The organism is Streptomyces roseirectus, from assembly GCF_014489635.1.
GTDB classification, from domain to species: Bacteria; Actinomycetota; Actinomycetes; order Streptomycetales; family Streptomycetaceae; genus Streptomyces; species Streptomyces roseirectus.
On the sequence record NZ_CP060828.1, the window covers coordinates 8,424,959 to 8,445,855 of the forward strand.

The 20,897-nt window shown below is 71.5% G+C and carries 18 protein-coding genes; 8 read left to right on the plus strand and 10 right to left on the minus strand.

The window, feature by feature from the left end; genetic code table 11:
• The first annotated feature begins 123 nt into the window (after positions 1-123).
• A complete protein-coding gene (locus IAG44_RS36505) occupies positions 124-1,044 on the plus strand; it encodes a helix-turn-helix domain-containing protein (RefSeq protein ID WP_187751349.1) in 921 nt (306 codons plus the stop codon).
• 32 nt (positions 1,045-1,076) lie between these two features.
• Here the strand turns inward: IAG44_RS36505 and IAG44_RS36510 are convergent, their stop codons facing one another.
• Entirely contained in the window at positions 1,077-1,895 is an 819-nt protein-coding gene (locus IAG44_RS36510; RefSeq protein ID WP_187751350.1) for an SAM-dependent methyltransferase, read from the minus strand.
• A 182-nt stretch (positions 1,896-2,077) separates the two neighbouring features.
• Between IAG44_RS36510 and IAG44_RS36515 the strand changes: the two genes are divergently transcribed.
• The 4 genes from IAG44_RS36515 (at position 2,078) to IAG44_RS36530 (ending at position 6,097) form a co-directional block, all read left to right on the plus strand.
• Positions 2,078-2,743 carry a helix-turn-helix transcriptional regulator gene (locus IAG44_RS36515; RefSeq protein WP_187751351.1) on the plus strand — a complete coding sequence of 222 codons (666 nt, stop codon included), beginning with the start codon at positions 2,078-2,080 and terminating at the stop codon, positions 2,741-2,743.
• Positions 2,744-2,810: 67 nt separating this feature from the next.
• A complete protein-coding gene (locus tag IAG44_RS36520; protein ID WP_187751352.1) occupies positions 2,811-3,788 on the plus strand; it encodes a threo-3-hydroxy-L-aspartate ammonia-lyase in 978 nt (325 codons plus the stop codon).
• A 137-nt stretch (positions 3,789-3,925) separates the two neighbouring features.
• Positions 3,926-4,285 carry a cupin domain-containing protein gene (locus IAG44_RS36525; protein WP_187751353.1) on the plus strand — a complete coding sequence of 120 codons (360 nt, stop codon included), beginning with the start codon at positions 3,926-3,928 and terminating at the stop codon, positions 4,283-4,285.
• A gap of 156 nt (positions 4,286-4,441) precedes the next feature.
• Entirely contained in the window at positions 4,442-6,097 is a 1,656-nt protein-coding gene (locus tag IAG44_RS36530; RefSeq protein WP_246562316.1) for a multicopper oxidase family protein, read from the plus strand.
• A gap of 5 nt (positions 6,098-6,102) precedes the next feature.
• On the opposite strand, the gene IAG44_RS36535 is transcribed toward IAG44_RS36530, so the two are convergent.
• The 9 genes from IAG44_RS36535 to rhaI form a co-directional block, all read right to left on the minus strand.
• Positions 6,103-6,975 (minus strand): DUF4436 family protein, encoded by an 873-nt coding sequence (locus tag IAG44_RS36535; RefSeq protein ID WP_187751354.1) that lies wholly within the window; start codon positions 6,973-6,975, stop codon positions 6,103-6,105.
• 157 nt (positions 6,976-7,132) lie between these two features.
• Positions 7,133-8,425: a VWA domain-containing protein gene (locus tag IAG44_RS36540; protein WP_246564792.1), complete on the minus strand. Its 1,293-nt coding sequence runs from the start codon at positions 8,423-8,425 to the stop codon at positions 7,133-7,135.
• Between the two features lie 53 nt (positions 8,426-8,478).
• A complete protein-coding gene (locus IAG44_RS36545; RefSeq protein ID WP_187753003.1) occupies positions 8,479-9,336 on the minus strand; it encodes an AAA family ATPase in 858 nt (285 codons plus the stop codon).
• Between the two features lie 64 nt (positions 9,337-9,400).
• Positions 9,401-10,045, minus strand: coding sequence for a LutC/YkgG family protein (locus tag IAG44_RS36550; RefSeq protein ID WP_187751356.1), 645 nt, complete (start codon positions 10,043-10,045; stop codon positions 9,401-9,403).
• Positions 10,042-11,520 (minus strand): LutB/LldF family L-lactate oxidation iron-sulfur protein, encoded by a 1,479-nt coding sequence (locus IAG44_RS36555; protein WP_187751357.1) that lies wholly within the window; start codon positions 11,518-11,520, stop codon positions 10,042-10,044. Before IAG44_RS36555 ends, IAG44_RS36550 begins: the two co-directional genes overlap by 4 nt.
• Entirely contained in the window at positions 11,517-12,272 is a 756-nt protein-coding gene (locus IAG44_RS36560) for a (Fe-S)-binding protein (RefSeq protein WP_187751358.1), read from the minus strand. Before IAG44_RS36560 ends, IAG44_RS36555 begins: the two co-directional genes overlap by 4 nt.
• Positions 12,273-12,371: 99 nt before the next feature.
• On the minus strand, positions 12,372-13,748 hold the full coding sequence (locus IAG44_RS36565; protein WP_187753004.1) for a rhamnulokinase: 1,377 nt from the start codon (positions 13,746-13,748) through the stop codon (positions 12,372-12,374).
• Between the two features lie 56 nt (positions 13,749-13,804).
• Positions 13,805-15,844 carry a bifunctional aldolase/short-chain dehydrogenase gene (locus IAG44_RS36570; protein WP_187751359.1) on the minus strand — a complete coding sequence of 680 codons (2,040 nt, stop codon included), beginning with the start codon at positions 15,842-15,844 and terminating at the stop codon, positions 13,805-13,807.
• A gap of 67 nt (positions 15,845-15,911) precedes the next feature.
• Complete coding sequence (gene rhaI / locus IAG44_RS36575) at positions 15,912-17,072, minus strand: L-rhamnose isomerase (RefSeq protein WP_187751360.1); 1,161 nt, start codon at positions 17,070-17,072, stop codon at positions 15,912-15,914.
• Positions 17,073-17,321: 249 nt separating this feature from the next.
• Here rhaI and IAG44_RS36580 point away from each other — a divergent pair, with 249 nt between their 5' ends.
• Genes IAG44_RS36580 through IAG44_RS36590 form a run of 3 tightly spaced genes read left to right on the plus strand, consistent with a single transcriptional unit; the run spans position 17,322 to position 20,888 of the window.
• On the plus strand, positions 17,322-18,836 hold the full coding sequence (locus IAG44_RS36580) for a sugar ABC transporter ATP-binding protein (RefSeq protein ID WP_187751361.1): 1,515 nt from the start codon (positions 17,322-17,324) through the stop codon (positions 18,834-18,836).
• Positions 18,833-19,888: an ABC transporter permease gene (locus IAG44_RS36585; protein WP_187751362.1), complete on the plus strand. Its 1,056-nt coding sequence runs from the start codon at positions 18,833-18,835 to the stop codon at positions 19,886-19,888. The genes IAG44_RS36580 and IAG44_RS36585 overlap by 4 nt, the downstream gene beginning before the upstream one ends.
• The gene (locus IAG44_RS36590) at positions 19,881-20,888 is read left to right on the plus strand and encodes an ABC transporter permease (protein WP_187751363.1); all 1,008 of its coding nucleotides are present in this window, start codon (positions 19,881-19,883) and stop codon (positions 20,886-20,888) included. Before IAG44_RS36585 ends, IAG44_RS36590 begins: the two co-directional genes overlap by 8 nt.
• The last annotated feature ends 9 nt before the right edge of the window (positions 20,889-20,897 follow it).

Genomic DNA, 20,897 nt, shown 5'->3' on the forward strand with positions numbered 1-20,897 from the left:
AACGGCCGTGTCCCGGCCGGGCGTTCGGGCATGTGCCGTCGGCAGGTGCGCCGCGCGCCGGTGATGGGATAATCCCGTCGGGAAAGCGCAACCCCGTCATGTGCCCGGCCCTGAGGAGTCAGGATGCCTGCGGAGTCCCCTCGCGTCTCCCGTCTCGAACCGTATCTGCACCGGCAGGAGCCCGCCCCGACCCTCCTCAAGACCCTCGTCGGCCTCCAGCTCGCCGGCATGCGCGAGGACGCGGGCCTCGCCCAGGAAGAGGCGGCCCGCGCCGTCGGGTTCAGCCCCGCCAAGCTCTCCCGCATCGAGTCCGGCAAGGGCCGTAGACCCCCCGCCGAGGCCGACGTCCACCTCCTGCTGCGGCTCTACGAGGCCGACGCCTACGAGGGGTCCGTCCTCGTCCAGCTCCTGCGCCGGGCGGGGGAGCCCGGCTGGTGGCAGCGGTACGACAAGCGGCTCATGCCCGAGTGGTTCGACCGGCTCGTCGGCCTCCAGGAGGGCGCCACCGGCATCCGCACCTTCGAGATCCAGTACGTGCCCGGCCTGCTCCAGACCCACGCGTACGCGCGCGCCGTCGTCGAACGCGGGCTGCCCCGCGCGCCCGCGCGCGAGGTCGAACGCCGCGTCGACCTCCGGATGCGGCGCGCCCGGCTCCTGCACCGCGCGGACGCGCCCTCGCTGTGGGCGATCGTCGACGAGTCCGTCCTGCTGCGGGTGCTCGGCGGGCGGGACGTGATGCGCGAACAGCTCGCCCACCTCGTCGAGATGACCGGGCGGCCCCATGTCACCCTCCAGGTCGTCCCGCTGGACGCGACGCACGCCGCCGCGCCGCCCCTGCCGGTGACATACCTGCGCTTCGGCGGCGTCGACCTGCCCGACATCGTCTACCTGGAACACCTCGCGGGCGCGGTGTTCGTGGAGGCGAGCGAGGAGACGGAGGAGTACCGGGCGGCGCTGGACCGGCTGGCGGACCAGGCGCTGAATCCCCGGGAGTCGGTGGAACTGGTGAAGGGGGTCATGGCGGAGCGGTATCCCGGGGAGTGAGGGGCGGCCGGGTCCTCACGGCACGCGGGCGTTCACGGGACGCGGGCCAGGCCGCCGAACTCGATCCATTCCAGGGTCTGTTGGCGCGGTGCGACCTCGCTGTCCGGGCGCCACGTGGACACCTCGACCAGACCCGGCTCCTGGATCTCCAGCCCCTCGAACCACTCGGCGACGTCCCGCTCCTGCCGCACCCGGCCCCAGTTCCCGTGCGTGGCCTGGTCCATGAAGCCGGTGACGAACTCCCGCACCTCGGGGTCCTCGCTGACGAGCTGGCACATCACCAGGAAACTGCCGGGCGCGAGCCGTTCGACGACCCTGCGGACCACGGCCGCCGGACCGTCCTGTTCGTCGTCCGGAATGCAGTGGAACACCGAGTTGAACAGGACGGCCACCGGCTGCGCGAAGTCGATCAGGCGCCGCGTCTCGGGGTGGGCGAAGATCTCCTCCGTGCGCCGCATGTCCGCGTGGACGACCGCGGTCCGCTCGTCCTGTTCGAGCAGCGCGCGCCCGTGCACGAGGACCATGGGGTCGTTGTCGACGTACACGACGTGCGCCGTGGGGTCGACGCGCTGGGCGACCTGGTGGACGTTGTCCTGCGTCGGCAGGCCCGACCCGTGGTCCAGGAACTGGCGGATGCCGTGCTCCCGCGCGAGCGTGCGGACGACCCGCTGGAGGAAGCGGCGGTTGTTCAGCGCGAGCACGCGCGTGCTCGGCACGACCTTGTCGAGCTGTTCGCAGGCCGCCCGGTCCGCCGCGTAGTTGTCCTTGCCGCCCAGGTAGTGGTCGTACATCCGGGCCGCGGTCGGCACCGCCGCGTCGATGTCCATGGACAGCCGTTCACCTGGCCGCATGCGTGTACCCCCCAGTCCTGCTCCGCCGGGGCGCGGAGGCGGACTCATCGTAGGGAAGCGGGAATCGGGGGCGCCAGGGGTCCGGGCGGGGTTCGCCCGGGGGTGGGGGCGTCACTCGAAAGTGGACTGTTCGTCCAGATGCTGGATGTGTAGTCTAGACGGCAGGCGGGAGGAGGCCGACGATGGGAAGCGGGAGCAGGGACGCCGAGTGGGACGCGATCCTCGCGGCGCTGAAGCCGGTGGTGGACGGCCTCGTGGCGACGTTCGGACCGGTGTGCGAGGTGGTGCTGCACGACTACCGGCACCCCGAACACTCGGTCGTGGCCGTCGCGGGCGACGTCACCGGGCGCGAGGTCGGCTCGGCGATGAGCGAGATCGGCCTCAGGGTGCTCGCCGGGGGCGACGAGGCGGCGGACGACCTGAACTACGTGACGCGTACGGTCGGCGGGAAGCTGGTGAAGTCGTCCACGATGGTGCTGCGGGACTCGGGGGGTACCGTCTTCGGCGCGCTCTGTGTCAACGTGGACATCACCGAGGTCGCCAAGGTGCAGAACCTGCTCGGCGCGCTCGCCGGACCGGCCGTGCCGGTGGCGCAGACGCCGGTGACGACGTTCGAGCACGGCATCGACTCCGTGGTGGACGTCCTGGTCGACACGCATCTCCCGGCCCGTGAGGGCACCTGGTCCGACCTCGACCGCCCGCGCCGGCTGGCGCTGTTCCGCAGCCTCGACGCGCGGGGGGTGTTCGCCGTGCGGCACTCCGTGGAGCAGGTCGCCTCCCGGCTCGGGATCTCCAGGGCCTCGGCGTACAGCTATCTGTCGCAGGCGAGAGCGGAAGAGCCGCGCTGAAGCGGAAGCGCCGCACCGAATGCGCGTGAACGACATGCGCGTGAACGACTCGAGAGGTGGACCACCCATGACGATCACAGACCTGCCGATCAGCTTCGACGACGTCCGTGAGGCGGCCGTCAGGCTGAAGGGGGTCGCGCACCGCACCCCCGTCCTGCGCTCGCGGACGCTGGACGAGCTGGTCGGGGCCGAGGTGTACCTGAAGTGCGAGAACTTCCAGCGGATCGGCGCGTTCAAGTTCCGGGGCGCCTACAACGCGGCGTCCCGGCTGACGCCGGAGGAACTGCGGCGGGGGCTCGCCGCGTACTCCTCCGGCAACCACGCCCAGGCGGTCGCCCTCGCCGCGCGTGAACTCGGCACCACGGCCGTGATCCTCATGCCGGAGGACGCCCCGCGCTCCAAGGTCGAGGCGACGGCCGGGTACGGCGCCGAGATCGTCACGTACGACCGGTACACCGGCGACCGCGAGGCCATCAGCGAGGCGCTTGCCGAGGAGCGCGGCCTGACCCTGATCCCGCCCTACAACCACCCCCACGTGATGGCGGGCCAGGGCACGGCAGCGCTCGAACTCCTCGAAGAGGTCGGCGAGTTGGACGCCCTGCTCGTGCCGGTCGGCGGTGGCGGACTGATCGCCGGGTGCGCGACCGCCGCGAAGGGGCTCGCGCCGGACGTCCGGGTGATCGGCGTGGAACCCGAGGCCGGGGACGACACGAAGCGGTCCCTCGACGCCGGTCACCGTGTCAGCGTCCCGATCCCCCGCACGATCGCGGACGGGCAGGCGCTGGACACGCCGGGGGAGCTGACGTTCGCGGTGATCCAGCGGCTGGTGGACGCCGTGGAGCTGGTCTCGGACGACGAGATCAGCGCGGCGATGCGGTTCGCGTTCGAGCGCCTGAAGATCGTGGTCGAGCCGAGCGGGGCGACACCGCTGGCCGCGCTGCTCGCGGGGCGGGTGCAGGGGGTGTCCGGGAGGGTCGGGCTGATCGTGTCGGGCGGGAACGTGGACGCGGAGAGGTTCGCGGGGCTGTGCGGGGGAGGGGCGTGAGAGGCGCCCTCTCGGTGGCGCCGGTTCTCCTGAATGGCGGCCTCCACTGAACAGGCGGACCATGAAGGCGTAAGGCCGGACGCGGTCTCGGGGCGGGCCCGGTCGTGATGCCGGTGTGGCCGGAAGGGAGGAGCGTCATGCTGGAAGTGAAGACGCTCGACAAGCCCGACGAACGGCGCGATTTCCCGCGCGGTCACCTCGAAGCCGTCCACCTCACGGGGCTCGACTTCGCCGTGGCGACCTTCGAGCCGGGCTGGCGCTGGTCCGAGTCGGTGGCCCCCCTCGCGGGCACGGACAGCTGCGAGATCCACCACAACGGTTACGTCGTCCAGGGGCGCATGCGCATCCGGATGGACGACGGCGCCGAGGGCGAGGTCGGCCCCGGCGACGTGTTCGTCTGCTCGCCCGGCCACGACGCGTGGGTGGTGGGCGACGAACAGGTCATCGTGTACGACTTCGCGGGATCGATGGCGAAGGAGTACGCGAAGGCGGACTAGCCCGTGGCCTCCCCCGCCGCTCGGCGGGGACATCTCCGCCGGTCAGGGGATGGGGCCGGACGGCCGCGAGCAGCAGGATGGGCGGCGGCCGGGGCATTCCCCCTGCCCCGGCCGCCTGCTTCTTCCAGCAGTCACGCACGAGAGAAAGAGCCTTTGTTGTCCGCACGCTCGACCGTGAGCCGGTCGCCCGCCGCCCGCCTCGGAGTCCTCGCTGTCGGGGCCACTGTCGTGTTCTCCTGTCTCGCGGGCTGCGAGAGCGCGAAGTCGGCCCCGGCAGCCGGTGAGAAGGAGCCGCCCCGGGCGGTTGCCGGAAAGCCACTGCCGACCACCGAGAAGCAGACGGTCGGCATGGTGCCAGGTGCCGCGCTGGTGGAACCGCCCGACCTCAACGAGGCGACCCCCGAGGATCAGACGGTCGAGCTGACCACGGTGGAGAAGGAGGTGACGATCTCGGGCAAGAAGGTGCTCGCGGAGACCTACAACGGCAGCCTCGTCGGGCCGACCCTCCACGTGGTTCCCGGCCAGCACGTCACCCTGAAGCTGACCAACAAGCTCCGCACGTCGACCAACCTGCACTTCCACGGGCTGCACCTGTCCCCGGAAGGGCACGCGGACAACATCAAGCTGTCCGTCCAGCCCGGCCAGACGCTCACCTACGACCTCGACATCCCCAAGGACCAGCCGCTCGGGACGTACTGGTACCACGACCACGACATGTGCGCCAAGGACAGCGGCGCGTCCATGCCGGGGATGACGATGCCCGCCGCCCCGAAGAAGGCGAGCTGTGCCGGAACCGAGAGCCAGGTCGGGGCGGGTCTGTCGGGAACCATCATCGTCGGGGACAGCCGCGCGTCACTGCCGTCGGACTACCGCCGGGTCACCGCTCACACCCTGGCCCTCAAGGACGCGCAGATCAGCTCCACCAGCTCGATCGTCTACCCGGACGGGGTCCTCGAACCCGCGTCACCGACGACTCGCCTGGTCAACGGCCAGTACCGGCCGACGCTGACCATGAAAGCCGGTGAGACCCAGCTGTGGCGCCTCGCCAACGTGGGCTACGCCATCGACTACGACCTCCAGCTCGACGGCGGCACCTTCACCGTCGTCAACCAGGACGGCAACCCCTCCGCGACGCCGACCCGGGTGAAACACCTCCTGATCCCGCCCGGTGGACGCTTCGACGTCCTGGTGACCGCGGGAGCCCCCGGCTCGACCTGGCTCAGGACGCTCGCCTACTCGACCGGGTCGGACGGCGACGACTACCCGGACACCACCCTCATGAAGGTGAACGTCCAGCAAGGAGACGGAGACGCGGAACCGGCCGCCGCCGATACACCGCCGGGCGCGGCCACCTCGCCACAGCTCACCGGGCCGCTCACCGGAGCCCTTCCCGACCTGTCCGGAGAAACCGTCGCCCAGTCCCGGAGCCTGGTCCTGAGCGACGACGGCGGCAACAACTTCTACATCAACGGCAAGCTGTACGACATGAAGCCGACCTTCGACAAGCCGGCCACGCTCGGCACGGTCGAGGAGTGGACGCTCACCAACACGGCCAACCAGAACCATCCGTTCCATCTCCACACCGTCCCGTTCCAGGTCCTCAGTGTGAACGGCGTCCCCCAGCCTCCCGCCGACTACCGGGACGAGGTGATCGTCCCCCACTCGGTCAACGGAAAGCCCGGAAAAGTGGTGATCCGGATGCGCTTCACGGACTTCACCGGGCAGTGGATGTTCCACTGCCACATCACCGGACACGAGGACAACGGAATGATGGGCTCCCTGAACGTCGTCGCCGCGGGCGAGCAGGGATAGGCAGCTCAGGCCCGGCGTTCGCGCATCTCCAGGATCAGCCCCTGCACCACGACGGCACACAGACCGCCCGCGATGAGCAGTTCGACCCAGAAGAAGGACGCGTAGTCGAACAGCGAACCCGCGGGCGGATTGCCGGGCGCGGCGTTGCGCATGCCCACCAGGGCGAACAGGGTGGCGGCCATCCACCCCATCGCGGGCCACACCAGGCCACGCCGCCGGCTGACGATGATCCAGGCCGCCGAGGCCACCCCGAGCCCGAGCAGCCACATCGCGGCCATCATGAACCACGCCAGGATGAACGACCCGCGCGAGCGCACGAACCGCACCTCGGCCTGCACCACACCGCCGGACTGCTCGGCGGCGGCCGGGCGGAGCAGGAAGAACGGATCGGCGTCCTCCACCGACAGAGTCACGGGCACCTCGCGCCCGCCCACCGCGGCGCTGAAGAAGACGTCGGCGGAGTACCGGTCGAAGGGGTAGTCGGAGATCGTCCCGCCGGACAGGACGACGGACACCTCCTGCGCCGCGATGGGGCGCCCGGCGGGGAAGGCCAGCCGGTCACGGGCCAGCCCCGACGTCGTCAGCTCAAGGTAACGGGCGGGCACCCCGGTCGCCGGGTCGCCGTAGACGCCGGAGGGGGAGACGGTCACGCGCAGGGTGGCGCGCTGGTCGGCGGCGTCCACCTTCTGGACGGTGACCTGGATGTCGACGCGGTTGGCGGACCCGGCCTCGCCGACCAGCAGGTCCCGGCCGCGGGTGTGGCGTTCGTTGAGATAGAGCAGGAAGCCACCCGTGCAGACGGCCAGCACGAGGACGAAGGTGAACACCGCGAGCAGGCCACTGCGGCGCAGATGCGGATCGGTCGGGACAAGGCGCATGGGGCGGACTCACAGGCAGAAGGGGCGTGACGGCTCCCATCACAGCGCCCGCACACGGTCACACCCCGCACCGGCGGCCTCGACAGGGCCGCACGCCAGCGGATCGGCCCAATCCCCCGCCCCGATCCCCCCCGCCCGGACGGGCAACAGCGGGAGGTCAGACCGGCAACAGCCGGCTCACGAGGTCACCGAGCTGGCGCGCGGTGCGGCACTCGTGCATCGCGACCAGTCCGGCGTACTCGGGGGCGGCCGAGTCCCCCGTCCCCCACAGCGACCGGGGCTCGGGGTTCAGCCAGTGCACGCGCCGCACGCGCCCGGCGATCTCGCGGACGGCCGCGAGGTTCGGGTCGCCCATGTTGGTGCGGGCGTCGCCGAGGACGAAGACGGTGGTGCGCGGCGTCAGCGTCAGCCCGTACCGCTCGGCGAACTCGCCGAGGGCGGCCCCGTAGTCGCTGCTGCCGTGCCACCGCGTCAGCTCGGCCTCCGCGCGGATCACCGCACCGAGCCCCGCCGGATCGGCGGCGCCGTGCCGCAGCAGCCCGGTCACCTCGTCGACGCGGTTGACGAACGCGAAGACGCGGACCTTCGAGAACTGGTCGTGCAGGGCCTGCACGAGCAGCATCGTGAAGTCGGAGAACCCCGACACGGACCCCGACACATCGCACAGCAGCACCAACTCGGGCCGCACCGGACGCCGTCGCCGCAGCACCGGACGCACCGGAACCCCGCCCGTCGAGAGGGACGCCCGCAGCGTGCGCCGCAGATCGATCGCCCCCCGCGCGGCACGCCGCCGCCGGGCCGCCAGCCGCGTCGCGAGCTTGCGCGCCAACGGCTGTACCGTACGCCGCAGTTCGGCCAGCCGGTCGCGCCCGGCGTACAGGAAGTCCACCCGGTCCGCGGTCGGCGCCACCGCGCGCCGCGCGATCGTCTCCCGCCCCCGCCGCTCGGCCACCCGCCGCCGCGCCTCGGCGGCGACCAGCGCCCGGAACTCCTCGATGCGCTCCCGGAGTTCGTCCTCAAGGAGCCGGTCCGCGAACCCCGTACCGGCACCGCGCGAGCGCACGTCGTCACGGACCCGCGCCAACAGGGTCTGGGGGCGCAGCCGTTCGAGAGTCTGATGGGCCGACCACCCGTCCGACCCCGGCGAACTCCCGTACCCGCCAAGGGCGTCGACCGCCTCGACGGCCAACTGCCCCATCAACCCCCGGTCGTTGTCCGCGAGGGCGTCCGCGAGCCGGTCCCGCAGCGACTCCCGGTCGCCCGGCGCCCGCCCCGGTGCTCCGACGGAGCGCGGGAAGTACAGGTCGAACACGGCGTCGAACACCGGCCGTTGCCCGGTCGTGTGCAGCAGCGTCGCGGCCAGCCCCTCGCGCAGCACCTCACGGTCGTCGAACCCGAGCACCGCCACCGCCTCGGCCGCGTCCACGGTCTCCCCGGTCCCGACCGACATGCCGTGCTCGCGCAGCACGCCCACGAACTCGGCCAGCCGCGCCGCGACGTCGTTCACACCGCGTCCAGTTCCAGCTTGGCGGCGGCCTTGAGGATGTCGTCCTGGTGCTTGAGGACGACGCCCAGGGTCTCGCGCACCACGGTCTCGTCCAGCGTGTCCGCGCCGAGCGCCAGCAGGGTGCGCGCCCAGTCGACGGTCTCCGCGACCGAGGGCGCCTTGCGCAGGTCTATCGCCCGCAGCGCCCCGACGACCCGGACGACGGACGCGGCCAGCGCCTCCTCGACGCCGGGCACCTTCAGGCGGACGATGCGCCGCTCCAGCTCCTCCTCGGGGAACCCGATGTGCAGGAACAGGCAGCGCCGCCGCAGCGCCTCGGACAGTTCACGGCTCGCGTTGGAGGTGAGGACGACGAAGGGGCGCTGCGTCGCGGTGACGGTGCCGAGTTCGGGGACGGTCACCTGGAAGTCGCTCAGCACCTCCAGGAGCAGCCCCTCCACCTCGACGTCCGCCTTGTCGGTCTCGTCGATCAGCAGCACCTTGCGCGCGTCCCCGCGGATCGCCGTCAGCAGCGGGCGGGGGAGCAGGAACTCCTCGCCGAAGATGTCGGTGCGCGCCTCGTCCCACGTCTCGTCACGCCCCGCGCTGATCCGCAGCAACTGCTTGGCGTGGTTCCACTCGTACAGCGCGCGGGACTCGTCGATGCCCTCGTGGCACTGGAGGCGGACCAGTTCGGCGCCGGCCACCGCCGCGACCGCCTTCGCCAGCTCCGTCTTCCCGACGCCGGCCGGGCCCTCGACGAGCAGCGGCTTGCCGAGGCGGTCGGCGAGGAAGACGGTCGTGGCGATCGCCGGGGAGGCGAGGTACCCGGCCTCGGCGAGGCGGGCGGAGACGTCGTCGACGGACGTGAACAACGGGGCCTCCGAGGGGGTCACCGAACGGAACACGGCCTATCTAAGCGCTTGTTCACCCCCGCTGTCACTCCCCGTCGTGCCCGGTCACCAGGATCACCTCCAGCGTCCGGGGCCCGTGCACCCCCTCCACCCGGTCCAGCTCGATGTCACTCGTCGCCGAAGGGCCCGAGATCCACGTCAACGGCCGCAAGGGGTCCAGCCGTTCGAGCGCCTGCGGCACCGACGACACGACCTGATCCGGCACGCGGACGACGCAGATGTGGTGGTCGGGCACGAGGGTGATCCGGCGCCGGCCCTGATCAGGACCGCCGTCGAGGACGATCGTGCCGGTCTCGGCGATGGCGAGGGCGCAGCCGGTGACAACGCTCTCCACCTTGTCCAGTTCGTGAGGCGTACTCACGGCACGGTCGTGGATCCGTACGGGATCGGCCGCCGCCATCCACTCCGGCGGCAACCCTGGCGGGACGAGTACCTGTTGAGAGCCGCGCTCGGCCAGCAACCGCATGATCAGCATCGGCAGCTCCTCGGCATTCGCCCGGTGCACGAGCGCCCGGTAGTCCGCCAGATTCTCCGCCAGCAACTCCACGTTCTCCGCGACACTCCGCGCACCGTGCTCCCGCAGATACCCCCGCTCGACCGGCGCATCGTCGCGCGGCACATCCGCGAGAGCCCTCCGCACCCGCCCCAACACCCGTTCCCTGCTGCTCACTTCGCGTCGCCCTTTCCGTCCTGCGTCCGCTGCCACCAGTCCCGGAACGGCTCGGCGGGCACCGCCGGCAGCTCCCGGGTCCCGCTCCACGCCCTGCCGGGCCCCGGCAGGGTCCGGGGATGCCAGCGCCGGGACCGGGACGCGACCCGCTGCCCCGCCCGCAGCGCGCCCGGCCGCCCGAAGGCCCACCCCGCCGCCCGCATCGCGGCCCGCTCGGCGGCGTGCCCCTTCGCGGGCTTGAGCACGACCCGGTTCCCCTCCCGAACCACCGGCCCGCCCTGCACGACCCGCTCCCGCAGGTGCACCAGCACCTCGGGGATGTCGATGGCGACCGGGCACACCTCGTAACACGCCCCGCACAACGACGACGCGTACGGCAGCGAGGCGTCGATCTCGCTTCCCGTGCCCCGGAGTTGAGGACTGAGGATCGCCCCGATCGGCCCCGGGTACACCGACCCGTAGGCGTGCCCCCCGGCCCGCTCGTACACCGGGCACACGTTCAGGCACGCCGAGCAGCGGATGCACCGCAGGGCCTGCCGGCCGACCTCGTCGGCGAGGGTGTCGGTGCGGCCGTTGTCCAGCAGGACGAGGTGGAAGACGCGCGGCCCGTCGCCGTCCGTCGTCCCCGTCCAGGTGCTGGTGTACGGGTTCATGCGCTCGGCCGTCGAGGAGCGCGGCAGGGTCTGGAGGAAGACCTCCAGGTCCCGCCAGGTCGGGACGGTCTTCTCGATGCCGACGACCGAGATCAGCGTCTCCGGGAGGGTCAGGCACATGCGGCCGTTGCCCTCGGACTCGACGACGACGAGGGTGCCGGTCTCGGCGACCATGAAGTTCGCGCCGGAGACGCCGACCTTGGCCCGCAGGAACTTCTCCCGCAGGTGGAGGCGGGCCGCCTCGGCGAGTTCGGCCGGGGTGTCGGTGAGGCCGTCGGGGGCGGGACGGCCCCACTCGCTCATCTCCGCGCGGAAGATGTCCCGGATCTCGCCCCGGTTGCGGTGGATCGCCGGGACCAGGATGTGCGAGGGCCGGTCCTTGCCCAACTGGACGATCAGCTCGGCGAGGTCGGTCTCGTAGGCGCGGATCCCGGCCGCCTCCAGAGCCTCGTTCAGCCCGATCTCCTGCGTGGCCATCGACTTGACCTTGACGACCTCCGACTCACCGGTCTCCTGGACCAGGCGTGTCACGATCCGGTTCGCCTCGTCGGCGTCGGCCGCCCAGTGCACGGTGCCGCCCGCGGCCCGGACCGACTCCTCCAACTGGACGAGGTAGCGGTCGAGATGGCGCAGCGTGTGGTCCTTGATCCGCTTGCCCGCCTCGCGCAGCTCCGCCCAGTCCGACACCTCCTCGACGGCCTTGGCCCGCTTCGCGCGGATGGTGTGCGTGGCGTGGCGCAGGTTCCCGCGCAGCGTCGGATTGCCGACGGCTTCCTTCGCGGCCACCGGGAACGCCGGCATTCCTACGAACGTTCCGCTCATACGGCGGGTTCCTCCTCCGTGCTCGCCAGGATCTCCGCGATGTGCACCGGCCGCATGCCCGTGCTCAGCCGGGCCATCGTCCCCCCGATGTGCATCAGGCACGAGTTGTCGGCGGCGCACAGCACCTCCGCGCCCGTCGACGCCGCGTTGCGGACCTTGTCCGCGCCCATCGCCGCCGAGACGTCGGAGTTCTTCACCGCGAAGGTCCCCCCGAACCCGCAGCACTCCTCCGCGCCCGGCAGCTCCTTCAGCTCAAGTCCCTTGACGGCCTTGAGGAGTTGGTACGGCCGCCCGCCCAGGCCCAGACTGCGCAGCCCGTGGCAGGTCGGGTGGTAGGTCACCGTGTGCGGGTAGTACGCCCCCACGTCGGTCACCCCCAGCACGTCCACCAGGAACTCCGTCAGCTCGTACGTCTTCGGCACGACCGGCGCGAGCGTCGTCGCCAGCCCGTCCCCGCGCCCCTCGGCCCGCGCCCGCTCGCCCATGCGCGGGTACAGCTCCCGCACCATCGCCCCGCACGAGCCCGACGGCGTCACGATCGCGTCGTACCCGCCGAAGACATCGGAGAAATGCCGGGCCAGCGGCTCGGCCTGGTGCCGGTACCCGGTGTTGTAGTGGGCCTGCCCGCAGCACGTCTGCGCCATCGGGAAGTCCACCTCGACGCCCAGTCTGGTCAGCAGCTTCACCACGGCCCGGCCGGTGTCCGGATACAGCGTGTCGTTGACACAGGTCAGGAACAGAGCGACACGCATCGCGGCTCCTCGGGGTCAGTCATCGGATGGATGCAGGGTAGTCGGAGACAGGGTCGGAGGGGAGCGGGGCCGGCGGGAACACCCCACCGGCCCCCGCTCTCATCGTGCGCCCAACCGCTCCTGCGCCGCGCGCCACCGGTCCGTGCCCCCCTGGGGCTCGTACCGGGTCAGCGGCAGACTCCGGACGAGCAGCCGCCGCATGTCGGTCCGGTCGCCCACCAGACCGTGGGCCCGCGCCTGGACCAGCACGTTCCCGAGCGCGGCGGCCTCGGTCGGCCCCGCCACCACCGGCAACCCGCAGGCGTCCGCCGTCAGTTGGCACAGCAGCGCGTTGCGCGTGCCCCCGCCGACGATGTGGACGACGTCCACCGGGTGGTCGGCGAGCCGCTGGGCGTCCTCGATCGCCCGGCGGTGCGCGAGCGCGAGGGAGTCGAGGATGCACCGCGTGATCTCGCCGCGCGTCCCGGGCACCGGCTGTCCGGACGCCCGGCACGCCTCGGCGATCCGCTCCGGCATCCGGCCCGGCGCGAGGAACGCGGCGTCACCCGCGTCCACCACCGACCGCAGCGCCGGCGCGGCGGCGGCCTCCCGCAGCAGCAGCCCGAGATCGGGCTCGCCCCAGGCCCGCACGCACTCCTGGAGCAGCCAGAGCCCCATGATGTTGCGCAGGTAGCGGACGGTCCCGTCGAGGCCCAGCTCGTTGGTGAAGTTGGCGGCGCGGCTCTCCTCGGTGAGGACCGGCGCCTCCAGCTCCAGGCCGGCCAGCGACCAGGTGCCCGTGCTGATGTACGCGAACCGCTCGGTGCCGGCCGGCACGGCGGCGACGGCCGACGCGGTGTCGTGCGACGCGACCGCCGTGACCGGCACGGGCCCGGTGAGGCCCGTCTCCTCCAGCACGGCGGGCAGCAACTCGCCCGCGAAGTCGCCGGGTTGCCGCAGCGGTGCGAACAACCCCAGGTCGATGCCGACGCGTTCGGCGACGTCGTGCGACCAGTCCCGGGTACGGGGGTCGATCAACTGGGTCGTCGAGGCGTTCGTCAGCTCCGTGCCCTGCTCCCCGGTCAGCCAGTACGTCAGCAGGTCCGGGATCAGCAACAGCCGTTCGGCGCCGCGCAGTCGCTCGGCGACGAGCTGGTACAGGGTGTTGAACGGCGCGTACTGCAACCCGGTCGCGGCATACAGCTCCGCCGCCGGGACGCTCGCCCACACCTTCTCCGCGACCCCCTCGGTGCGGGCGTCCCGGTAGTGCACGGGGTTGCCGAGCAGCGCCCCGTCCGCGTTCAGCAGCCCGTAGTCCACGGCCCAGCTGTCGATGCCGACGGAGTCGACCTGCCCGACCGCCTTGAGGCCGTCCAACACTCCGGCGTACAGGGCGAGTACGTCCCAGCGCAGCCCCTCCGGAACGCGCACCGGCCGGTTCGTGAACCGGTGCGCCTCCGTCAGCTCCAGCGACTCGGGGCTCACGCGCCCGGCCATCACCCGGCCGCTGGAAGCGCCCAAGTCGACGGCGGCGTACGCCTTCTGACGCCCGCTCACCGGAGGAAAGCGGCCGCCACACCCGCGTCGACCGGGACGTGCAACCCGGTGGTGTGCGTCAACTCCCCGCCCGTCAGCGCGAACACGGCGTTCGCGACGTGCTCGGGCAGCACCTCGCGCTTGAGGATGGTGCGCTGCGCGTAGAACTCGCCCAGCTTCTCCTCCTCGATCCCGTACGTCGCCGCCCGCTGAGCGCCCCAGCCGCCGGCGAAGATCCCGGACCCGCGCACGACGCCGTCCGGGTTGACGCCGTTGACACGGATCCCGTGCTCGCCCAACTCAGCGGCCAACAGCCGCACTTGATGCGCCTGGTCGGCCTTGGTCGCGGAGTAGGCGATGTTGTTCGGGCCGGCGAAGACGGAGTTCTTGGAGGCGATGTAGACGATGTCCCCGCCGATGCCCTGCGCGGTCATCACCCGCGCCGCCTCCCGCGACACCAGGAACGACCCGCGCGCCATGATGTCGTGCTGGAGGTCCCAGTCCTTCGCCGACGTCTCGAGCAGCGGCTTGGAGATGGAGATCCCCGCGTTGTTGACGACCAGGTCGACCCCGCCGAACGCGAGCACGGCGGCCTTGAACGCCTCGGCGATCTGCTCCTCGGACGTCACGTCCACGGTCACGGCGACCGCCTTGTCGGCGCCCCCGAGGTCCCGCGCGACGGCGGCGGCGTTCTCGGCGTTCAGGTCCGCGACGACGACACACGCGCCCTCGGCGACCAGCCGCTCGGCGATCGCCTTCCCGATGCCGCTGCCCGCGCCCGTCACCAGCGCGACCCGCGTGGCGAGCGCCTTCGGCTTCGGCATCCGCTGGAGCTTGGCCTCCTCAAGGGCCCAGTACTCGATGCGGAACTTCTCCGACTCCTCGATCGGCGCGTACGACGAGACCGCCTCGGCCCCGCGCATCACGTTGATCGCGTTGACGTAGAACTCCCCGGCGACCCGGGCCGTCTGCTTGTCCTTGCCGAAGGAGAACATCCCGACGCCCGGGACCAGCACGATCGCCGGGTCCGCGCCGCGCAGGGCGGGCGAGTCCGCGTCGGCGTGCCGCGCGTAGTAGGCCGCGTACTCCTCGCGGTACTCGGCGTGCAGCTCCTTCAGCCGCGCCACCGCCTCCTCCAGCGGGGCGGACGGCGGCAGGTCGAGGACGAGCGGGCGCACCTTCGTCCGCAGGAAGTGGTCCGGGCAGGACGTGCCGAGCGCGGCGAGGCGGGGGTGCTCGGCGCGGGACAGGAACTCCAGGACGGGCGCGGTGTCGGTGAAGTGACCGACCTGCGGCCTGTCCTGCGAGGCGAGCGCCCGCACGTACGGGGCGAGCGCGGCGGCCCGCTCACGCCGCTCGGCCTCCGGCAGCGCCTCGTACCCCGCGAGCACGGGACCGAACGGCTCGGGCCTGCCCTTGTCCGCGAGGAACTTCTCGGCCGTGCGGATGATGTGCAGCGAGTTGCGCTCGCACTCCTCCGCCGTCCCGCCCCACGCGGTGATGCCGTGCCCGCCGAGGATCACGCCGATCGCCCGCGGGTTCGCCTCCTTGATCGCGGCGATGTCCAGGCCGAGCTGGAACCCCGGGCGCCGCCACGGCACCCAGGCGACCGTGTCCCCGAAACACTCGGCGGTCAGCTTCTCCCCGTCCGCCGCGCAGGCCAGCGCGATCCCGGAGTCGGGGTGCAGATGATCGACGTGCGCGGCGTCGACGAGACCGTGCATCGCGGTGTCGATGGACGGCGCCGCCCCGCCCTTGCCGTGCAGGCAGTAGTCGAACGCGGCGACCATCTCGTCCTCGCGCTCCACGCCCGGATACACCGAGGTGAGCGCCCGCAGCCGGTCCAGCCGCAGCACGGCGAGCCCGGCCTCGGTGAGCGTCCCGAGGTCACCCCCGGACCCCTTGACCCACATCAGCTCCACCTCACCCCCGGTCACGGGATCGGTGTCCCTCCCCTTCGCGGAGGCGTTCCCCCCGGCGTAGTTGGTGTTCCGGGGATCGGCACCGAGCCGATGGGACCGGGCGAGCAGAGCGGCGGCTTCGGGATGGGTGGACATGTGCGTTCCTCGGCTTCTCGGAGAAAAAGGGGACGGGACGGTCGTCACTCGGGATTCGGTCGGCGGCTCAGGCACCCCACCCGGCCTGCTGCCCACCAACACGCTCCGCCACGATCTTCTCCGCCCACCCGGACCGGGCGTACGCGGCGATGGGATCCGCGTCCAGCCCCATCTCCTCGCGGACCTCCCGCAGCAGCGGCCGCACGTCCGTGTTGAACGCGTCCATCAGCACGGCGTTGGCGGCCAGCACGTCCCCGGCGACCTGGGCCGCGCCCAGCGCCTCCCGGTCCACCAGCAGCGCCTTCGCCGTCGCCTCCTGCACATTCATCACGGACCGGATGATCGCCGGGATCTTCGCCTCCAGGTTGTGGCACTGGTCCAGCATGAACGCGACGTCGGCCGAGAACCCCCCGCCCCGCGAGACCTCGTACATGATCCGGAACAGCTGGAACGGGTCCGCGGCCCCCACCATCAGATCGTCGTCCGCGTAGAACCGGGAGTTGAAGTCGAACCCGCCGAGCTTCCCCTCCCGCAGCAGCAGCGCGACGATGAACTCGATGTTGGTGCCCGGCGCGTGGTGCCCGGTGTCGACGACGACCCGCGCCTTGGGCCCGAGCTTGAGGCAGTGCGCGTAGGCGGTGCCCCAGTCGGGGACGTCGGTCGTGTAGAAGGCCGGCTCGAAGAACTTGTATTCGAGGAGCATCCGCTGCTCGTCGCCGAGCCGCGCGTACACCTCCGCGAGGGCCTCGCCGAGCCGTTCCTGCCGGGCGACGATGTCGTCCTGCCCGGGGTAGTTCGTCCCGTCGGCGAACCAGAGCTTCAGATCGCGGGACCCGGTGGCGTCCATGATGTCGACGCACTCGAGGAGATGCGCGACGGCCTTGCGGCGCACCGCGGCGTCCGCGTGGCAGACGCTGCCGAGCTTGAAGTCGTCGTCCTGAAACGTGTTCGAGTTGATCGCGCCGAGCTTCAGCCCGCGCTCCTCGGCATGTTTCGCAAGTGCCGCGTAGTCCTCGACCTTGTCCCAGGGAATGTGGAGTGCGACGGTCGGCGCCACGCCGGTGAACGCGTGGACCTGGGCGGCGTCGTCCAGCTTCTCCCAGGGCGAGCGCGGCACCCCCTGCTGGGCGAACACCTTGAACCTGGTCCCCGAGTTCCCGTACGCCCAGGACGGCGTCTCGACGGCCTGGTTCTTCAGTGCGGCCTTCACCGCGGCGAGATCGGTCACGTGGGGCTCCTGAGGCAGGCATCGGATGAAACGATTCAGAAGGGGAAGCTATGGGCGGGCCGGAGGAGTGTCAACCCCTTCGGTCAGGCTCGTTCTCCGTGACCATCGTGTGACCTTCGGCTATCGAAATTTTTTCGAGACGGACCCATTGACGTGACATGCCCGTGGTGCCTACGGTCCCGGCAATCCAGTTGAAACCTTTCACGACGTCGTGGGGCTCACCGCCGGCGTCGTCGTCGAGGAGTTCCCATGACCCACCCGTCCGACGCGGGACCCGCCCCGGTGCTGGCGCTCAAGGACGTCGCCAAGTCCTTCGGCGCCGTCCGGGCCCTGCGCGGCGTCTCCCTGGAGCTGTTCCCCGGCGAGGTGCACGCGCTCGCCGGGGAGAACGGCGCGGGCAAGTCGACGCTGATCAAGACGCTCGCCGGGGTGCACCGACCCGACGCCGGCCAGGTGCTCCTCGACGGCGCGCCGGTCGCCTTCCACGGCCCCGGCGACGCCCGCGACGCCGGGATCGCCGTGATCTACCAGGAGCCGACGCTCTTCCCCGACCTGTCGATCGCCGAGAACATCTTCATGGGCCGCCAGCCGCGCCGCGCCCTCGGCCGCATCGACCACAAGGCCACCCACGACGCGACCGCCGCCCTGATGGCCCGGCTCGGCGTCGCCCTCGACCCCGACCGCCCCGCGCGCGGCCTGTCCATCGCCGACCAGCAGATCGTCGAGATCGCCAAGGCCCTCTCCTTCGACGCCCGCGTCCTGATCATGGACGAGCCGACCGCCGCCCTCACCGGCAGCGAGGTCGCCCGCCTCTTCGGCGTCGTGCGCACCCTGCGCGAACAGGGCGCGGCCGTGCTGTTCATCTCGCACCGTCTGGAGGAGATCTTCCAGATCTGCCAGAAGGTGACGACCCTGCGCGACGGCGCCTGGATCGCCAGCGAGAGCGTCGACGGCATGACCGAGGACGACCTCGTGCGCCGCATGGTCGGCCGCGACCTCGACGAGCTGTACCCCAAGCAGGACGTCACCCCCGGCGCCGTCGCTCTCAGCGTGCGCCGCCTGACCCGCGAGGGCGTCTTCACCGACGTCTCCTTCGACGTCCGGCGCGGCGAGATCGTCGGCCTCGCCGGACTCGTCGGCGCCGGCCGCACCGAGGTCGCGCGCGCCGTGTTCGGCATCGACCGCTGGGACGCCGGTGAGGTCACCGTCGACGGCAGGCCCCTCACCAACGGCGCCCCCTCCGTCGCCATGGCCTCCGGGCTCGCCCTGGTCCCCGAGGACCGCCGCGCCCAGGGCCTTGTGATGGACATGTCCATCGAACGCAACATCGGCCTCACGGGTCTGCGGACGACCGTCAGGGCGGGCCTCATGGACCGGGGCGCCGAGCGCAGCCGCTCCCTCGACTGGGCCGTCAAGCTCCAGGTCAAGTACGCCCGGCTGGCCGACACCGTCAACACTCTTTCGGGTGGGAACCAGCAGAAGGTCGTCCTCGCGAAATGGCTGGCCACCCGCCCGCAGGTCCTCATCGTCGACGAACCCACCCGGGGCATCGACGTCGGCACCAAGGCCGAGGTGCACCGGCTGCTCAGTGAGCTGGCCGCCGACGGGGTCGCCGTCCTGATGATCTCCTCCGACCTGCCCGAGATCCTCGGCATGGCCGACCGCGTGCTCGTCATGCACGAGGGCCGGCTCACCGCCGAGATCTCCCGCTCCGACGCCACCGAGGAAACCGTGATGGCCGCAGCCACCGGGAGGGCCGCATGAGCGCCCTGCCCGTCGAGGTGCCGAAGTCCTCCGGGACCCGGCTCGTCGACCGTGTCTTCAAGATGCGCGAACTCGCCATCCTGGTCGTCTTCCTGGTGATGATCGCCATCACGCAGGCCGGCAACAGCGAGTTCCTGTCCGAGCAGGGCATCAAGGACCTCCTGCTCAACGCGACGATCCTCGTCCTGGTCGCCACCGGCCAGTCCCTGGTCGTCATCACCCGCAACGTCGACCTGTCCGTCGGCTCCACCCTCGGCATCAGCGCCTTCGCCGCCGGCACCTACCTGCACGGCGGCGGCAACGCGGTCGTCGCGATCGCCCTCGCGGTGCTCATGGGCATCGGGTTCGGGCTGCTCAACGGGCTGCTCGTCAGCCTCGGCCAGGTGCCCGCCCTCGTCGTCACCCTCGGCACCCTCTACATCATCCGGGGCATCGACTCCATCTGGGTCGGCTCCCGCCAGATCACCGCCGCCGACCTGCCCGGCGGATTCGTCGACTTCGGCTCCGGCGGCATCTCCGCGATCCCCTACCTCGCGCTGATCGCGCTCGCCGTGCTCGTCGGGACCGCCTACTACCTCAAGCACTTCGGCAGCGGACGCGAGCTGTACGCGCTCGGTTCCAACCCCGAGGCCGCCCGCCTCGCCGGCATCCCCGTCCGCAAGCGGATCCTCGCCGCCTACACCTTCTGCGGGGCCCTCGCCGGACTCGCGGGCGCCCTGTACCTGGCCCGGTTCGGCAACGTCGACTCCGGGACCGGCAACGGCTACGAGCTGACCGTCGTCAGCGCCGTCGTCGTCGGCGGCGTCGTCTTCACCGGCGGCTCCGGCAGCGTCTACGGCGCCGCGCTCGGCGCGCTGCTGCTGACGTCCGTCAACAGCGTCCTGCCCGCGCTCGGCGTCAGCTCCGTGTGGGTGCTCGCCATCAACGGCGTCCTGCTGCTGCTCGCCATCGCCGTGGACCGGGTGGTCGCGCTGCGGGTCGCCGCCGCGCTGAAGAAGAAGTCGGCGGGCACCCGCACGGCCGCGCAGAAGACAGGAGAGCGCCATGCCTGAGTCCCTGAACCGTGCGGTCCGCTGGGACACCGTCGTCGGTGCCCTGCTGATCGCCTTGCTCCTGCTCTCCTTCACCACCGTGGACGGCTTCGGCAACGCGCTCAACCTGTCGTTCCTGCTGGGCAACACGCTGCCGATCGCGCTCGTCGCGCTGCCGATGACGATGCTCGTCGTCTCCGGCGAGATCGACCTGTCCGTGGCGTCCACCGCCGGGCTCTCCGGGGCCGTCATGGGGGCGCTGTGGAACGAGGGGATGACGATCGAGACGATCATCCCGATCTGCCTCGCGCTCGGCGTCGTCTGCGGGCTGGTCAACGGGCTGCTCGTCACCCGGCTCGGCCTGCCGTCGCTGGCCGTCACCATCGGGACGCTCGCCGCCTACCGGGGGATCGCGCAGATCGTGCTCGGCTCCGACGCGGTCACCGACTTCCCGTCCCAGTACCTCGACTTCGCCGCCGGACGGGTCGGCGACAGCTTCCTGCCCCAGGCGTTCCTGCCGTTCCTCGTGCTGCTGGCCATCGCCGTCGTCGTCCTGCACGCCACCCCCTTCGGGCGGTCCGTGTTCGCGATCGGGGCCAGCGAGGAGGCCGCCCGGTTCGCGGGCATCAGGGTCCGGCGCAACAAGCTGATCCTGTTCACCGTCACCGGCCTGATGGCCTCGCTGACCGGGATCTTCTGGGCCCTGCACTACGCCAGCGCCCGCTACGACAACGCCACCGGCCTCGAACTCTCCGTCATCGCCGCCGTCCTGCTCGGCGGGATCGACTTCGACGGCGGCAAGGGCACCCTGGGCGGCGCCATCGCCGGCGTGTTCCTGCTGGGCACCGCGCAGAACGTCATGAGCCTCCAGGACGTCTCCGCGCAGTCGCAGATCGTCGTCACCGGCGTCCTGCTGGTCATCTCCGTGCTCGCCCCCCGCGTCGCACGCCAGATCTCCGTCGCGAGGGCGGGCAGACAAGCCGCCTCGACACCGACGCCGTCACTCCGCTCACCCTCGTAAAGGAACCCG

Excerpts from the sequence above, each read along its gene's own strand:
- IAG44_RS36505 (WP_187751349.1), top strand. The coding sequence starts at position 124 with ATGCCTGCGGAGTCCCCTCGCGTCTCCCGTCTCGAACCGTATCTGCAC.
- IAG44_RS36510 (WP_187751350.1), bottom strand. The coding sequence starts at position 1,895 with ATGCGGCCAGGTGAACGGCTGTCCATGGACATCGACGCGGCGGTGCCG.
- IAG44_RS36515 (WP_187751351.1), top strand. The coding sequence starts at position 2,078 with ATGGGAAGCGGGAGCAGGGACGCCGAGTGGGACGCGATCCTCGCGGCG.
- IAG44_RS36520 (WP_187751352.1), top strand. The coding sequence starts at position 2,811 with ATGACGATCACAGACCTGCCGATCAGCTTCGACGACGTCCGTGAGGCG.
- IAG44_RS36525 (WP_187751353.1), top strand. The coding sequence starts at position 3,926 with ATGCTGGAAGTGAAGACGCTCGACAAGCCCGACGAACGGCGCGATTTC.
- IAG44_RS36535 (WP_187751354.1), bottom strand. The coding sequence starts at position 6,975 with ATGCGCCTTGTCCCGACCGATCCGCATCTGCGCCGCAGTGGCCTGCTC.
- IAG44_RS36540 (WP_246564792.1), bottom strand. The coding sequence starts at position 8,425 with ATGTCGGTCGGGACCGGGGAGACCGTGGACGCGGCCGAGGCGGTGGCG.
- IAG44_RS36555 (WP_187751357.1), bottom strand. The coding sequence starts at position 11,520 with ATGAGCGGAACGTTCGTAGGAATGCCGGCGTTCCCGGTGGCCGCGAAG.
- IAG44_RS36560 (WP_187751358.1), bottom strand. The coding sequence starts at position 12,272 with ATGCGTGTCGCTCTGTTCCTGACCTGTGTCAACGACACGCTGTATCCG.
- IAG44_RS36565 (WP_187753004.1), bottom strand. The coding sequence starts at position 13,748 with ATGGCCGGGCGCGTGAGCCCCGAGTCGCTGGAGCTGACGGAGGCGCAC.
- IAG44_RS36570 (WP_187751359.1), bottom strand. The coding sequence starts at position 15,844 with ATGTCCACCCATCCCGAAGCCGCCGCTCTGCTCGCCCGGTCCCATCGG.
- IAG44_RS36580 (WP_187751361.1), top strand. The coding sequence starts at position 17,322 with ATGACCCACCCGTCCGACGCGGGACCCGCCCCGGTGCTGGCGCTCAAG.
- IAG44_RS36585 (WP_187751362.1), top strand. The coding sequence starts at position 18,833 with ATGAGCGCCCTGCCCGTCGAGGTGCCGAAGTCCTCCGGGACCCGGCTC.
- IAG44_RS36590 (WP_187751363.1), top strand. The coding sequence starts at position 19,881 with ATGCCTGAGTCCCTGAACCGTGCGGTCCGCTGGGACACCGTCGTCGGT.